This is a genomic window from Motilimonas sp. E26 (genome assembly GCF_021278025.1).
In the GTDB taxonomy this organism is placed as follows: domain Bacteria; phylum Pseudomonadota; class Gammaproteobacteria; order Enterobacterales; family CBDFNC01; genus Motilimonas.
In genome coordinates this window covers 30,914-46,667 of record NZ_JAIBHJ010000004.1, presented here as the reverse complement: position 1 = coordinate 46,667, position 15,754 = coordinate 30,914, and the positions used below count along the sequence as shown (strand labels likewise).

The window sequence follows — 15,754 nt, the reverse complement described above, 5'->3', positions numbered from 1 at the left end:
GTCACCTAAATTTATTTATCGCTATGTATTTTGACACCTTAGCGTTAGCTAACTTGCGAGCCTGCTCTTGCTGTTTGAGTGCTTGCTTTAGCAGACTAAGTTGGTTTAACTGATTAGCATCACGAGCTTGAATAGAAAGTAAAAAGTCTTTAATTTCTGATGTTGTAGCAGATTGGTTAGCGCTATTCCACAGTTGTTCAATCAAGTTTTGACGTTGCAACAAAACTTGATTTAATTCCTCTATACTCTCTCCTGCAATTAATTCACTAGCGCGGCAGGTCAAATATTCAATTTTTTTAGTAAGCTCTGTTCGCATCATGCTGTTGAATTCTGGGCCGCTCGCATTTGCTCTGCTTTTGCTTTATCCGCTTCTGAGATACCTTCCCATGCCTCTTTAATTGGTGAGATTAAAGAGACAACTTCATCAATTTGCTGGCCAGATTGATCAGCAGAAGCCTCGCCTAACCTTCTTATCATGTAATCATATAACTGATAGAAGTTTTCACCTATTTCAGGGCTTTGTTTCATATCAATGCCATCTTGTAGGCCTGCAATAATACCAATCGCTTTGTTTAATGATTTTGATTTTCCTTCAAAATCCTTTCGAATAATACAGCCTTTAGCAACAGCAAGAGTGTCAACCAACCCTTGCATCAACATCAGAATGACTCGATGTGGATCAGCGGCAAGCAATGATGATTGATGATTTGTATTCTGATACGCTTTTATATTAGCCCGCATGTTGGTTTACTCCCTACCTCTATTTTTTCTCTATGGGTTTCAATACACTTTCTATGTAAGAGCTAGTCGCATTATATTGAGCAATCGTTACATCCAATGCGGTATATTTCTGTCTCAGAGTAGCCTCATAAGATTCCATATAACGACCCAGTTTTTCCCTATCGTCAGCAACACGAGTGAGAGAATCCTTGAGGGCTGCCTCACGCTCTTGTACGACACCACCGTTTTCCAAGTAAGACGCCGTAAACGTACTTAATTGTTTTGCCACACCATCGTCACCTGCAAATAATGCGCCAAGATCAGCAAGGTTATTAGAAATAGCGCTATCCAAACGCTGACTACCACTTTGCTGCCCATTTTTCATGATGCTTGACACTTCTAGTTCACCGTCAGCATTCATCGTGATACCTGCATCGTAAAGCATTGATAAGGCACCGGATGTGCCTGTCACAGGAGAGCCAACAATTGATCGGAGCTGTGATTCATAACTGCGAATACTTGAGTCGAATGCAAGCGGCCCATTCGTGGGGTCAGATAAAGCATTAAGTGTTTTCTGTAATGCATTATAGCCGTCAACGAAATCATTGATTAAGGCTTCAACACCGTCGGTGTCAACCCCTATATCCAAAGTGAGTTTTTCCCCTGCTTGCGTCAAATTACTGACTTCCAATGCAATACCACTGATCGCATTTGAGAATGTATTGGTTGATGATGTCACCGTCTGACCATCAATTTTGATCTCTGCATCCGTTGCGTTTTTTGCCGATACCATACCTGTTGATATAGCCGCTAAGCTGGCATTATTATTAGTCACTGATAATTGATTTGCCTGGCCTGTTACTTCAGAGGTATAAGTCAATACAGGGCCTGCATCAGAGTTAATTATATTTGCTTTAACGCCGAAGTTATCACTTGAGTCGTTAATTTTCTTTTGAATATCTTCCAGTGTATCGGTCGCGTCAACTGAGATATCAAAGGTATTACTACCTGCACCAAATGTTAGTACCCCACTACCAACGGTATCCGTTGCAGCAGAAAAAGCCCCCGGCGTAGAGTCAAGCCGAGAGCCTTGAGCGAGTTTCAGAACCTCAACTTCAAAGGTGCCTCCAGTTACTACGCCATCGGTGGTTGCCTTTATTATATTACTATTATTATCTGTACTACCGAGATAAGAATATGAAGACTTATTCTGAAAGAAAGTGTCAGGATTTGATAACTTTTTGAGTACATCTTGGAATTGAGATAGGGATGATTTAAGAGTACCTACTCCAGATAATTCTTCCGTCGCATCTAATTCACGCTCATTAATAGAAGCGACTCGAGTACTTTGCTCTGCTTTAACAAAGGTAGATATGATGCTTTCAAGATCCAATCCAGATCCAATACCCGTTAGTGTCGCCATTTATGGCCTCCAAACTTGATCACAAAACGCATTAAGCCTTACTATCAATAAGTATACCAACTTTATTGGTTAACTCCTGCTCGAGCTCTTTAATTTTTTCTGCAATCCTTAGCATTTCTTCACTTGGAAGTTGTCTGACTAATTCCTTGGTCTGCTTGTCTGTAACGGTAATCACTGTTTTATCGGTTGAATCGTCAATGGAAAAGTTAACTCCTCGCTTGCTGCTATCTAGGAATCGTTGTACTAAAGAGACGGCTTCTTCAACTTTTTTATTATCCGAAGCGTCTATCTTAGCATTTCTAGGTATTTCTTTGCTCTCGACATCAGCATTACTTTGATATTTATTGCTTGCTTCAGATGCTAATGCGACTTGGTCATGACTGTTTTGCTTGTTACTCGACTGTAAACTTTGTTTAGCATAAGAATCAATCACAAAGGAAGCTACATTGGGCTCACTTGTTTTCATATTAACCCCCTACGAATTAAAGCACCTATAGGCATAGGTGCTTTATCTGTTACCTAGTTGCCCTGATTAACCTATTAATGATAGGGCAATTTGTGGCTGTTGGTTAGCCTGGGCGAGCATAGAGCTTGCAGCTTGCTGCATAACAGTGTTCCGTGCCATTGAAGCCGATTCTTGCGCAAAATCAGCATCCATAATACGAGATTTAGACGCTGATACGTTCTCAGCAATGTTAGTTAAGTTGCGTATAGTTGATGAAAAACGGTTTTGTTTTGCACCCAAATCTGCCCGCTTATCATTAACTGCTGCTAATGCAGAATCGAGGTCAGCAATCGCAGTCTGTGCTAATGCTGCAGTTGAAATACCTGAATCTACACCAAGAGCAGCAGCATCCATAGACACAGACACTCGTACATCAATGGTTTGACTTTGGTCCGCACCCACTTGGAATGCTGCGCTGTAGCTACCATCTAATAATGTTACACCACCGAAGGTTGTGGTTGACGCAACACGAGTTATTTCGCTTTGTAACTCAGTGTATTCTTTGTTTAGGGCTGCACGGTCAGCAGTGGTATTCGAACCATTCGCTGATTGCAGCGCCAATACACGCATGCGTTGTAGCATATTTGTCGTTTCATCTAAGGCGCCCTCAGCTGTTTGTGCTAAAGAGATACCGTCATTAGCATTACGTGCGCCTTGGTTTAAACCATTCACTTGCGCTTGTAAACGTGAACCTATTTGCATCCCAGCTGCGTCATCTTTAGCACTGTTAATACGCAGGCCTGAAGACAGACGTTGAAATGATTGAGATAATGCATCTGTTGAATTGGTTAAGTTACGTTGTGAGTTCATTGATTGAACGTTGGTGTTTACATAAAGAGCCATGGTATTTCTCCTATTAAGCTTTAATATCCAGGGTCTGCTGCTTAAACTTGATGTTGCCACAGCCCTTTGTGTTTGTTTGCACCTTACTTTCTGTGCTCATAAACTGTATCGGCGTAAGGAAATAATCCTTGAATCTTTTTTTAATATTTTTTGTGTTTTTTAATTTTACCTTAATAAACAGAAACCTAAAAAGTACATAAAAGGGAAAAGCAAGTGATTAATGAAAATAATAGAAGATAATATAGAAGGGATAAAAAGGGAAAAGCCCCAAAAAATGGGGCTGAGGATCACTCCTCACCCATTTAGAAGTGATAATGCAATTTGTGGTTGTTGATTAGCTTGTGACAACATAGTGCTTGCAGCTTGCTGCATCACCGTATTTCTAGCCATCGCTGCTGATTCCTCAGCAAAATCGGCATCCATAATACGCGACTTTGACGCCGATACATTTTCTGCGATATTTGTTAAGTTGCGGATAGTAGATGAAAAACGGTTTTGCTTAGCACCCAAATCAGCTCGCTGATCGTTCACATTCGCCAGCGCTGAACTTAAATCGGCAATTGCCGTTTGTGCATTAGCTGCAGTCGAAATACCGGCCGTAACCCCCAAAGTAGTCGCATCCATCGAGACACTAACACGCACGGTAATGGTTTGGTTTGCATCTGGACCAACCTGGAAAGCGGCAGTATACGTACCATCAAGTAATGTCACACCACCAAAAGTGGTTGTTGACGCGACACGGTTTATTTCATTTTGCAGCTCAGTATACTCTTTATTCAAAGCCGCACGGTCTGAAGTTGTATTAGAGCCATTGGCTGACTGCAAAGCTAATACACGCATACGCTGTAGCATATTAGTCGTTTCATCCAATGCACCTTCAGCAGTCTGGGCGAGGGAAATACCATCATTTGCATTTCGAGCGCCTTGATTTAAACCGTTAACCTGCGTTTGAAGACGTGTGCCTATTTGTAAGCCAGCTGCGTCATCTTTTGCACTGTTAATCCTAAGGCCAGAAGATAAACGAGTAAAAGAAGTACCTAATTCATTACTCGCTTTAGTTAAGTTTCGTTGCGAGTTTAGAGACGCAACGTTGGTATTTACATATAGTGCCATTTTTTTATCTCCATGATTTACAACACTGATAAAAATGCAACATGTATGCCACTTTTAACAATCAAACGTAATCGAATAACGACAAACTAGTGACTTTATTAAAAGTGGAATACGCAACTTGCATTGCCATCTCTTGTTGCGCGAGTTTAGCTGAGGCTTCTGCGTAATCAGTTTCTGATAAGCGCGCCCTTGCTTCTTGGTTTAAAATATCAAATGAGCTGTTAGATGCTTCGACACGTTTCATGGTGTTGATGCGAGAACCTATCTCCCCTATAACACCTAAAATTGAATCAGCTGAATTCTTTAAACCAACCGTTACGTCTTTTAAAATAGGCTGCAAATCAGCTTGATCAACAGTTGGATCTTTCAATGCATTTTTAAAATCTTCTAAATGATTCAAGACGTTTTCATTACTAGGAGGATCGAGGTCGATCTGCGCAGTCGTGCCTGCAACGCCGTCTAAAGTTATTGCCATACCGGCAAACTCAATGGCTTGTCCTGGCACAAAGTTGCCGCTTATGGGTGGAGTCAATGGGTTATTACTAGCGTCAAGAATAACGAAGGTATCTGGAGCACCTGGGGTCGTGACGACATTCAGCTGACTATTCGCCGGATTAGCAAAGTCATAGCTTGCTTTGTGATAATTATCAAATTGCTCTTGCGCAGTAATTTCCACCTTAATGGTTCCCGCTGAAGGAACACCAGTTGCGGTATAGCGTGCAGGCACTTTTTCAAAAATATCTAGGCCAGAGTCACCTTGTTGTACAAATACACTCGGTGAAATTTGGATTTGATTAGTGACGCCATCTCCTTGAAATACATAGCGCCCTGTTGCAGGATTTTTAGCAAAAGCCTGCATATTCGACTGGCTGCCGGAGAAAATAAAATCACCACTGGCGTTGCGCGCATTCATCAAATCATAAATTTCGCTTTGTAACCCCTCAACCTCCGTTGCAATCGAAGCGCGCTCTTTGCTCGATAAAGTACCGTTATTCACTGTGATCGCTAATGTGCGCGCCCTATCAATCGCAATTTGAATTTTATCTAGTGTCGACTCTTCGACACTTAGGCCCCCCGTAACCAGTGTCGAGTTTTTAATGTATTGCTTATTGGCTTCAATCACTTCCGATAAACGGTTGGTTTTGGCAAAACCAGTCGGGTCTTCAGACGCCAATTGGTAGCGCTCACCACTAGTAAGTTGATGTTGGGTCTTGACTATATTGCTGGTGCTACTGGCCATATTGGCAGTGCTAGCATGAAAAATCTGGTTGGTTGAGATACGCATGAATATTACCTCGCCGCATTCAATAAGGTATCAAAGGTGGCCCTAGCAGCACTGACAATTTGCGCTGCAGCGCTATAAGACTGCTGGAATTTCAATAAATTAGAAGCCTCTTCATCAAGATTTACACCCGACACGCTTTCATGCCAATTAGTGCTTTGATCAAGTTTGGCCACCGAGGCTTGAGCGGCAACAATGGCATTACCGGTACGCTCACCAATACTTGATTGCATACGGGAAAACCCTTCATGTAGCGTCATTAAATTGTCGCCTGATGCGACGACATTTTTACGCATTAGGCTTTGGTTTTGTAAATCTGCCATTTTTAGGCCGTTACTATTATCAGCAAAGCCGTTGTCGTTAAATCCAATTGAGAATGTCTCGCCATGAAGCGGGTTCCCCGTTAGGCTAATCTCATAGCCGGGATCCGTAATAGCTGGCACAGCGTTCGCTAACAGGTTCTCTCCAGTGCCAGGAGGACTCGTCACACTACCCAGTAAATTTGCGGGGCTATTGCCGTCATAGATTTCATAAACGATGTTACCGCCAGAGGTATTTATCAATACCTGCTGCGGCGCAGCAGCAGTTAGCCCCGTCGTTGCGTTAAAAGCATAGGTATCGGTTGCCGTTACCCCTTCTAATTCAATATGGGCTTTACTGGTATTGCTAGCACTCGCATCCACTCGAATAGGTGACGCCAACGCTAGCTCTTCAGGGCGCACCATGCTGATATCAATTAAGTCGGCAGCATCACGGGTAGGCTGTACTAAAAATTTGTCTCCTGCCACATATGGCGGCGGATCAAAATCGAATTTAAGACCGTGGCTTGGAATTTCAATACTGCCTGGCAATGCCCCTACTATATCCCCAGCGGGGATAAGGCTGCGTTGTCCATTCTCTAGCGCATAAACTTCAAAACTATTGGCACCAGTCATCCGCACTTCGTAGTCAGCAGCCGTAACGGCACTGCCTAAGCCGGGTAAAAAACTACTAGTAATCCCTTTTGAGGTATCAGAATTACTGGCGTAATTATGCGAAGTTGTGGTAGGTAGCTGAAAAATATCGCCACCAATATTGCCATCTAAATCCATCCCTAAGCGGTTTTGAGTATTAAATGCATCCGTGATAGCAATGGCCAACTGCCCCATACTATTCCTAACTTTGCCTATTTCTTGATCGCGAAAATCAAACAAAGCGGCCAATTTACCACCTGCTTTGGTGCCGTTAATGCCAGCACTAACGCCCGCAATAGAATACTCTAAATCACTTTTTCGGCCATCGGGGTTACCGTTAACAACCTGAAATTGTGAATATTCAATTCCCGTCACTAACGGATCACCGTTACGCAACATTACCTGCACTGCACCACTTTTACCGTCAATAACATTGATATCGACTTTTTCAGCAAGCAAGCGTATAGCCTCATCACGATGATCGAGTAACGCGCCCGATGCACCACCGGGCAAGTTATTGGCTTGCATTACTTCTTTATTGAGTTCACCGACGTTTTTAATTAAGGCGTTAATTTCAGAAACTTCTGTACCAATTTCTTTATTAACCGTTTTCTCTTGCTCGCTGTAATTCTTAGCTAGCATGTTATAAGTGCTGATCAACGATTTAAGCTCGCCTAACATCAGCTGGCGTGTATCAAGGGAAGTGGGATCGTCATTGGCGGTATGAACAGATTGGTAGGTCGAATCAAAGGCGGTGCCTAAGTTATTCGCCTTATCGCTCATCATAGCGTCGGTACGCTGTAGCTCAAAACTTAACGCTTGAGCATAGGCATTTATACTGGTGTCGCGGCGCATTTCACTTTGAGCAAATTGGTCTAACACACGACGATCAACAATACCTGACACCCCGGCATTAAACTGATCGGAAACGGCTATATTGCGCTGGCGGGTATAACCCTCAGTATTAATATTTGAAATATTATTACCTGTGGTCGCCAACATGCGCTGAAACGCATTAATGCCTGATGTGCCAATTTGTAATAGATCTGCCATAACAACCTCAGTTTCTTCCATGCCCGAAACGGACACCGACGGAAAACAATCACTTGTTCTAGCAATGCATTAATTATGCCAATTATATATAGCGAGTAATATAGTAGACTAGGAAACGGCGGCAACCTTTTGCCGCATAATACGCTGTATTAAATGTGTGATTCGACGCGTTTTAGCACGCTCATCACTTTATCGGCGTAGCGAGGATCGGTGGCATAGCCGGCTTTTTGTAGCTGACGCATAAAACGCTCGGGATCATCAGTGGTTTTAAGAGCATGTTGGTAGCGTGGGTTTTGCTGTAAAAACTGCACATAATCGCTAAAGCTTTGTTCAAAATCTTGATAAACGCGAAACTTAGCGCGCTCTTTCACTGCTACCCCATCGTAGTATTCTAACGTGTCTTTATTCGTGTGTTTGCCTTCCCAGCGACGGTCCGCCTTAATGTTAAACAAGTTAAAGCTAGAATCATTATTCATGGTTTGAATAACCTTTTTACCCCACCCCGTTTCAAGAGCCGCCTGTGCCACCAAAATAGTTGGGCTCACGCCAAGTGCCTGCGCCGCTTTTTTGGCAAAAGGTAATAACGACTGCACAAAAGATTCTGGGCCATCAAATTTAGCCGCCTTACTCGCTTCAATTTTTAGTAAATCCGCCTCTGATAACGCCTGCTCTAGTGCGCGACTTGAAGCTGCGAGCGCTTTTACATCATGAGAAGAAGGTAAAATGGAAGACGGTGATAACGGCAATGGGCCATGATTAGAAACACTGCGTCGCGCTGGCACACTGAAAGCGTCAGGGGTGCTATCTTTCATCACGGTGGCAAAAGTTTGGCGCCCTGGCATATTGAGTGGCTCACCCTCTTCGCGCTTGGTGTGGCCATAACTGGGATCAAGTTGTCGTGTTAACACCTCAGCTAAGCCCATGGTACCCGACTGGCTTAATTCCAGGGATAGCTGCTGATCTTGCATTTGCTGATAAAACTTAGTGTGACGATTATTAAATGGACTGTCGGTTTCAAACGCTTCGTTTGCTTGGCGCATGCTTTTAATTAACATCCCAGTGAACATAGCTTCAAATTGCTTGGCCACTTCTGATAGTGCACCCTTCTCATCTTTTTGCGCGGCTTCACGCAATGAGTTTAAGCTTTGCACATCGTAATACGTGCTGGGTTGTATATTGCTTGCGCCTAGTTTATCCATGTTACCGCCTAGATAATAATTAACTCACCTTGCAGCGCGCCGGCTTGCTTTAAGGCTTCTAAAATTGCCATTAAGTCACCCGGTGCTAAACCGACTTGGTTCACCGCACGAACCAACTGGTCTAAACTCACGCCAGTATCAAACTTAAACATACGACTGTCTTCTTGAGTGACATTAATTGTACTGTTATCTGTCACAACTGTTTCACCACCCGCTAATGCATTAGGCTGTGACGCAGTCTGCGCTTCTGCGATAGTCACCGTGATACCACCGTGAGTAATGGCTGTTGGCAATAAACGAACATCTTTACCAATAACAATGGTACCAGTGCGTGAGTTCACTATTACTTTGGCACTTTCTGACGCAGGCTCAAAGTCTAAATTCTCTAACGTTGCAAGATAAGACACACGTTGCGAGATATCTCTTGGCGCATAAACACGGACCGACGTCGCATCCATTGGCTTTGCAGTATTTGGGCCAACTAGCTGATTGATGGTATCCGCCATACGTTTAGCGGTGCTAAAATCAGGTCTATTTAAGTTGAAAGTGAGGTAATCACCATTGCCAAAGGGAGAAGCGATCTCACGTTCAACAATCGCACCATTAGAAATACGACCAACGGTTGGCGTATTGATAACGACTTTTGAGCCATCAGCCCCTTCGGCGCCTAAACCACCTACCACTAAACTACCTTGTGCAAGGGCATAAACGTTACCATCCACCCCTTTTAGAAAAGTTTGTAATAATTCACCGCCACGTAAGCTTTTTGCTTCACCTATAGCAGACACAGTTACGTCAATTTTTTGACCAGGTTTAGTGAAAGCGGGTAGTTCAGCAGTGATCGCCACAGGGGCAACATTTTTTATTTTAAGTTTTACGCCCTGAGGTACATTAATACCAAAGTTACGTAGCATAGTGGCAAAAGACTGCTCTGAAAACGCACTGCTTTTTTCACCTGTGCCAGGTAAGCCAACCACTAAACCGTAACCTACCAATTGGTTAGAGCGAACCCCTTCAACAGAGGAAACATCTTTTATCCTCACCGCTTGGCTATTGAAGCTAAACAATAGTGCACTGAAGGTAAATATTGCGAGTAAGCGTTTCATAATCTATTCCTTCACTTAATCTATAGTGGCCAGTATGGGCCGTTGAAGAATTTGGTTAACCACCCCTGACGCTGAGTGTTGGCAAAATCACCAGTACCGCCATATTGAATGCGTGCATTAGCTATACGCATTGATGAAACCGTATTATCACTGGAGACATCTTCCGCTCGTACAATCCCCGTTAGGCGCACAAATTCATCACCGTTATTGAGCATGATCCACTTCTCACCTCGTACCACAAGGTTGCCGTTGCTAAGCACTTTCACCACATTAACCGAGATATTACCGTTCAAGCTGTTACTTTGGTCAGCTTGTCCTTGCCCGCTAAAGGCGCTGGTTTGCCCCAGTCCAAGTTCAATCGGATTACCGCCAATTTTAGCTACACCACCTGGGATCGTAACCTGGTCAAGGTTAAAACTATTGCTTTTATCTAAACCAGATTTAGCTTTCTTTTTCGCTGAAGTTGACTCTTCTAAATTAACCGTAATGATATCGCCGACACGGTGCGCCTTGATATCAGAGTATAAATTGTTCGCGTATTTTTCTTGAAATAAGGATCCCGTTTGCACCACTTGTGTTTCGGGATCTTCTGGGATAACCGGCGCAAATTCAGGATCATTTTTAACCGGATCATTAGGCAAAGAGGTACAAGCTGCCAAAGATAAGACAAATAAAGATACTGTGATTTGCTTTATGGTTGATAGATTCATGACTCTCTCCTTACAACTGCTGACTAACAAATGACAACATTTCGTCAACGGATTTAATCACCTTCGAGTTCATTTCATAAACTCGCTGACTTTCAATTAGGTTAACCAGCTCTTCGGTGACATTGACGTTTGATGTTTCCAGTGCACCTTGCACAACAGAGCCAATACCATCATTACCCGGAATACCTTGTAGTGGCGCACCACTTGAACCCGTTTCTAAGTACAAGTTTTGACCTATGGGTTCAAGACCAGAGGGGTTAACAAAGTCCGACAGATTTAACTGACCAACGACTTGTGGCTCTGCTTGCCCCGGTACTTGCACCGACACTTCACCATCTTGTGACACGGTAATGGATTGCGCATCTTGCGGCACTTGAATCTCAGGCTGCAACGGATAGCCTGCTCCTGGTGTCACAATTGTCCCTTCATCATTGAGCATAAATTGACCATTGCGAGTGTAAGAAGTGGTGCCATCGGGCATTAATATTTCAAAAAAACCACGGCCATCGATCATCATATCGAGAGAGTTGTCAGTGGTTAAAATATTGCCTTGCTCAAAGTTTTTTTGGGTTGCCACTACTTTTGAACCAGAGCCGACCATTAAGCCAGAGGGTAATTTAGTGTCTTGCGACGAACGACCACCTGGTTGATTGATGGTTTGATATAACAAATCTTCAAATATGGCGCGGCTCTTTTTGAAGCCCACGGTACTGGCATTTGCCAAGTTATTAGAAATGGTCGCAACATTAACTTGCTGCGAATCTAACCCTGTTTTACTTATCCATAGAGCGGGATGCATAAAGCCTCCTAGTAAAAATTATTAGATAATGCGCAGTAAGCTGTCTGACGCGCGGTCAATATCTTCTGCTGTTTTCATCATTTTGATTTGCATCTCAAATTGACGCTGTAAGTTCATTAAACTGGTCATTTCGCTGGCGGCGTTAACATTGGAGCCCTCTAGCGCACCTTGTACCACTTCAACCCCCAATGCCGCAGGCTCAGGTTGGCCATCTGCGCGGCGAAAAAAACCATCTTCACCACGCATTAGATCTTTAACATCTGGGTTGACCGTTTTAATCATACCCAATTCTTCCATCGCATTTGGCGGTGCGCCTTCAGGGCGAATTTCCACCATACCATCACGACTAATTTCAATCTTTTCTAACGGCAGCGGGAATATAATCGGCGTACCATTAATGCCAAGCACCGAATTACCTTTCATGTCTTTTAGTTCACCAGTGACATCAATAGTCAGCTTTCCGTTACGGGTGTACATTTCTTCACCCGCAGGGTTTTGCACTGCAATCCAACCTTGGCCATCGATTGCTAAGTCCAAGTTATTACCTGTTGTTTGCAGTGGGCCAGGCTCAAAGTTTTGTGAGGTCACTTCTGTTAAAGAAAATACTCGCGTTGGTAAACCAGGACCAAAGGCTTGCATCGAGCGCGCTTGCTCCAAGTCTGATTTAAACGCAGTGGTATTCACATTTGCAAGGTTGTTGCCGCGTACGGCAATCCCGTTCATGTTTTCTTTGGCGCCTGACATGGCGATATACAATAAATTGTCCATCTGCTTACCTTAGTCAATTCTCTGGCACTAATGCCTTAACTAGGTTAATGCAAACACAATGCCAAAAATAATAAATAAGCAAAATGGGATAAAAAAAGGCCACTTTCGTGGCCTAATCAAGGAGAGGAATCCTGGTTACCTGATCTGTAGAATAGTTTGCTGCAAGGTACTGTTCACTTCCAACGCCCGTGAGTTAGCTTGGAAGTTTCGCTGTGCGCTGATCAAATCCACTAACTCAGTCGATAAATTAACGTTAGATTGCTCTAAGTTCGATGAATTGATTTTACCAAAGGTACCCGAGTTACCCTCACCGGCAATAGGCTCACCTGAGTTTTGCGTCGCTTGCCATGACGTGTCGCCAATCTGCGCTAACCCTTGAGTGTTATTAAATTTTGCAATCGCAACTTTACCCATATATACGGTAGAGCCATTACTAAACGTCGCCTTCACTAAGCCATCAGTTGCGATGTCTATCCCTGTCAATTTACCGACTGTTGAGCCATTTTGTGACAACGCAGACACTTCAAAAGCAGCACCAAATTGTGTTGGATTATTAAAATTAAATGTCACGGTCTGAGTGGGATCTGCGCCATTAGTTGACCCCAAAGCAACCGTAGTAATAGGTAATGGGGACACTGGTGTTCCTGGATCTAATTCACCATCGGTTCCAAATACCATACGGGCCGATGTTGGTATAGTTGTATTCGGGTTACTCGCATTAGCAACATTAGCCGTACCGCCAGCAATATCAACGGGCTTTTTATCAACATAAGTGACCACATCCCAAGAGTTTTCAGCGATTACTGGCGGGCCGACAGGATCTGGCGTACGTTTGATGAAATAAGTTTGGGCGACATGAGGTTCGCCTAAAGAATCATAAGTTGTAACAGAAGTTGATGACGTGTAGGTATCAGGATTACCTGGGTCAAAGTCGCCAATATCATGCTCTGTACCACCCGATGGTAAATTAAACGTCATATCAACCTGATCGGTTTGGGTGGGCGAACCAACACTTGTACTGATTTGCAATGGCCGCGTTGCCGCCATACTCACAGAAGATGGGTTACCGTTTGAATCAACAGGGTAAGCTTGTAAAAACTGACCACTAGCGTTAACAACATAGTTTTCTGAGTTTAAATTAAATGCGCCAGCACGAGTGAAATTGCGGGTTAATGTTGTCGGATCTTCTGCTGTTACAAAGAAGCCTTCCCCACCAATTGCCATATCGAGAGAGTTTTGGGTTGTGAGTAAACTACCTTGATGGAACTGCTGAGCAACTTGAGCTGTTTTAACCCCATTACCCGTAGCCGTTTTACCATTCGAAAAAATCGATGTAGCGTAAACATCGGCAAACTCTGCTCGTGATTCTTTGAAACCAAATGTGTTGACGTTAGCTATGTTATTAGCGGTAACATCAAGGTCTTTTTGCGCTGCATTAATGCCGCTAAGTGCAATATTAAAAGACATAACTACTCTCCTTTATCATTCTTTGATGGCAATTGAGTTATCATTATTAAGCACCCAATTGCTCTTTAAGTCTTGCTGCTACCTGCTCTACACTCTCCCCAGCATTATCATCAGCCTCCGAGGGTACAGTGGGAGGCGTCACTGGTAAGTTACCCGCCGTCTGAGATACCTCAAGAACATCAGACAACATCACACTTCCTATCCCCTGCAAATTTAATACCACACCGTTAGTTCCACCAGCCAAGCTGACACTTTCAACGTGTGCATAATTAGCAGTAGGTAAATCCGTACTCTCACCATTTACTCGGGCATTTGCTTTCACTTTATAGTTGCCAGGCGGCATTAATTCGCCGGCTTCATTCTTGCCATCCCAGCTATAGCGCACATTGCCAGCAGGTTGATCATCCATTTTAATAACTCTAACTAAATTACCTTTTTCATCTTCAATGCGCACGGTCAAGTTCTTCATTGGCTGACCAGAAATGGCGACACCTTCTAATGCTTTATTTTTGGCGAGGTGTCCTTCATCAGTGGGAACGAGTACATTTCGTCCAACTAAACCGGAAGCCTGTAGCGCTTGAGTTGAACTCATAATTGAGTTCATGCTCTCAAACTGCTTCCCCATATCAGCAATACCTTCTGCTGTGGTAAACGACGCCATTTGTGCCACCATTTGCGCATTATCAACCGGCTTAAAAGGGTCTTGATAAGCAAGTTGCTGTGATAAGAGCGAAAAAAAGTCTTCTTGATCAAGCTCTTTTTTATTCGCTTCAGCGGCCTTATCGGTAATGCTTTTCTCTTCCCAATATAAGTTGCTGGTCGAGACATTATTTACGCTACTCATTTAATGCCTCCTTTACTGGCTTTTACCAAGTTGAAGTGTTTTTGATAGCATTTGTTTTGCCGCATCAGCTATCTGTACATTAGTCTGATATGAGCGAGAAGCACTCATCATATTGGCCATCTCCTCCACCACATTCACATTGGATCGGTAGATAAAGCCGTTGTCGTCTGCCATTGGATGATTAGGTAGGTATTCACGTGTTAATGGCGCATCACTTTCAACAATACCAAGCACCTTTACTTTCACATTCGCACTTTGCTGACCTTGAGCCTTGCTTAATTCAGCAGCAAAAACAGGACTACGAGCACGGTAGGTTTTATCGACACTGCTACTGACACTATTGGCGTTCGCCAAGTTACTCGCGGTGGTGTTCAACCGTACAGATTGAGCGCTCATCCCCGAAGCAGAAACATCTAACACTCTAAATAAGCTCATAATTATTGTCCTTTAATGGCTTTTCTGAGAGAGGCGATCTTACTGTTTAGAAAACTCAGACTCGCTTGATACTCCATTGAGTTTTGCATAAATTGATTTCGCTCAACCTGAACATCTACGGTGTTACCGTCGCCTGTGTCAGGCTGATTCGGCTGTCTGAATTTAATACCCGGCTGTAAATCTGATTGCATAGTGAAGTGCCTAGTATTCGTTTTCTCAAGTGAAAACTGACTCCCTGATTTCGCGGCAGCAAGGGCATCAGAGAAGCTAATATCTCTTGCCTTATAATTAGGTGTATCGGCATTGGCAATGTTACTTGCCAGCATTTCAGAGCGCTTAGATCTAATGCCTAACGTATACTGATGTATGCCTAATGCTTTTTCAAAATTAATGGCCATATATCCTCCTGCCTAACTAGGGATATACAAAGCAATTCATGTGCCAAGTTTTAATATAGGTTTTTATTAACTTTTAACTGATAAACAGCAGTCATTAGCGGTATGGAAGGACAACAAGGTCTAGCAGAGGGAAAAA

General features: G+C 43.4%; 17 protein-coding genes. All 17 read right to left on the bottom strand.

Going from position 1 to position 15,754, the window contains the following annotated elements:
- Window position 1: 1 nt before the first annotated feature.
- Window positions 2-319: a hypothetical protein gene (locus tag K1M91_RS04520; protein WP_232800362.1), complete on the bottom strand. Its 318-nt coding sequence runs from the start codon at window positions 317-319 to the stop codon at window positions 2-4.
- A complete protein-coding gene (gene fliS / locus K1M91_RS04515) occupies window positions 316-741 on the bottom strand; it encodes a flagellar export chaperone FliS (RefSeq protein WP_232800361.1) in 426 nt (141 codons plus the stop codon). The genes K1M91_RS04520 and fliS overlap by 4 nt, the downstream gene beginning before the upstream one ends.
- Window positions 742-760: 19 nt before the next feature.
- Window positions 761-2,143: a flagellar filament capping protein FliD gene (fliD, locus tag K1M91_RS04510; protein ID WP_232800360.1), complete on the bottom strand. Its 1,383-nt coding sequence runs from the start codon at window positions 2,141-2,143 to the stop codon at window positions 761-763.
- A 31-nt stretch (window positions 2,144-2,174) separates the two neighbouring features.
- A complete protein-coding gene (locus K1M91_RS04505; protein ID WP_232800359.1) occupies window positions 2,175-2,609 on the bottom strand; it encodes a flagellar protein FlaG in 435 nt (144 codons plus the stop codon).
- 66 nt (window positions 2,610-2,675) lie between these two features.
- A complete protein-coding gene (locus tag K1M91_RS04500; protein WP_232800358.1) occupies window positions 2,676-3,491 on the bottom strand; it encodes a flagellin in 816 nt (271 codons plus the stop codon).
- Between the two features lie 294 nt (window positions 3,492-3,785).
- Window positions 3,786-4,604: a flagellin gene (locus tag K1M91_RS04495; protein WP_232800357.1), complete on the bottom strand. Its 819-nt coding sequence runs from the start codon at window positions 4,602-4,604 to the stop codon at window positions 3,786-3,788.
- A gap of 61 nt (window positions 4,605-4,665) precedes the next feature.
- On the bottom strand, window positions 4,666-5,889 hold the full coding sequence (gene flgL, locus K1M91_RS04490; RefSeq protein ID WP_232800356.1) for a flagellar hook-associated protein FlgL: 1,224 nt from the start codon (window positions 5,887-5,889) through the stop codon (window positions 4,666-4,668).
- 5 nt (window positions 5,890-5,894) lie between these two features.
- Window positions 5,895-7,892, bottom strand: coding sequence for a flagellar hook-associated protein FlgK (gene flgK, locus K1M91_RS04485; RefSeq protein ID WP_232800355.1), 1,998 nt, complete (start codon window positions 7,890-7,892; stop codon window positions 5,895-5,897).
- Window positions 7,893-8,041: 149 nt separating this feature from the next.
- Entirely contained in the window at window positions 8,042-9,091 is a 1,050-nt protein-coding gene (flgJ, locus tag K1M91_RS04480; RefSeq protein WP_232800354.1) for a flagellar assembly peptidoglycan hydrolase FlgJ, read from the bottom strand.
- An 8-nt stretch (window positions 9,092-9,099) separates the two neighbouring features.
- Window positions 9,100-10,197 (bottom strand): flagellar basal body P-ring protein FlgI, encoded by a 1,098-nt coding sequence (locus tag K1M91_RS04475; protein ID WP_232800353.1) that lies wholly within the window; start codon window positions 10,195-10,197, stop codon window positions 9,100-9,102.
- Window positions 10,198-10,217: 20 nt separating this feature from the next.
- Window positions 10,218-10,892, bottom strand: a complete 675-nt coding sequence (gene flgH, locus K1M91_RS04470; protein WP_232800582.1) for a flagellar basal body L-ring protein FlgH — start codon at window positions 10,890-10,892, stop codon at window positions 10,218-10,220.
- A gap of 25 nt (window positions 10,893-10,917) precedes the next feature.
- On the bottom strand, window positions 10,918-11,706 hold the full coding sequence (flgG, locus tag K1M91_RS04465; protein WP_232800352.1) for a flagellar basal-body rod protein FlgG: 789 nt from the start codon (window positions 11,704-11,706) through the stop codon (window positions 10,918-10,920).
- A 21-nt stretch (window positions 11,707-11,727) separates the two neighbouring features.
- The gene (gene flgF / locus K1M91_RS04460; RefSeq protein ID WP_232800351.1) at window positions 11,728-12,474 is read right to left on the bottom strand and encodes a flagellar basal-body rod protein FlgF; all 747 of its coding nucleotides are present in this window, start codon (window positions 12,472-12,474) and stop codon (window positions 11,728-11,730) included.
- Window positions 12,475-12,609: 135 nt separating this feature from the next.
- Complete coding sequence (flgE, locus tag K1M91_RS04455) at window positions 12,610-13,941, bottom strand: flagellar hook protein FlgE (protein WP_232800350.1); 1,332 nt, start codon at window positions 13,939-13,941, stop codon at window positions 12,610-12,612.
- Window positions 13,942-13,987: 46 nt separating this feature from the next.
- Entirely contained in the window at window positions 13,988-14,785 is a 798-nt protein-coding gene (locus K1M91_RS04450; protein ID WP_232800349.1) for a flagellar hook assembly protein FlgD, read from the bottom strand.
- A 12-nt stretch (window positions 14,786-14,797) separates the two neighbouring features.
- The gene (flgC, locus tag K1M91_RS04445) at window positions 14,798-15,220 is read right to left on the bottom strand and encodes a flagellar basal body rod protein FlgC (RefSeq protein WP_232800348.1); all 423 of its coding nucleotides are present in this window, start codon (window positions 15,218-15,220) and stop codon (window positions 14,798-14,800) included.
- A 2-nt stretch (window positions 15,221-15,222) separates the two neighbouring features.
- Window positions 15,223-15,618, bottom strand: a complete 396-nt coding sequence (gene flgB / locus K1M91_RS04440; RefSeq protein WP_232800347.1) for a flagellar basal body rod protein FlgB — start codon at window positions 15,616-15,618, stop codon at window positions 15,223-15,225.
- Window positions 15,619-15,754: the final 136 nt, after the last annotated feature.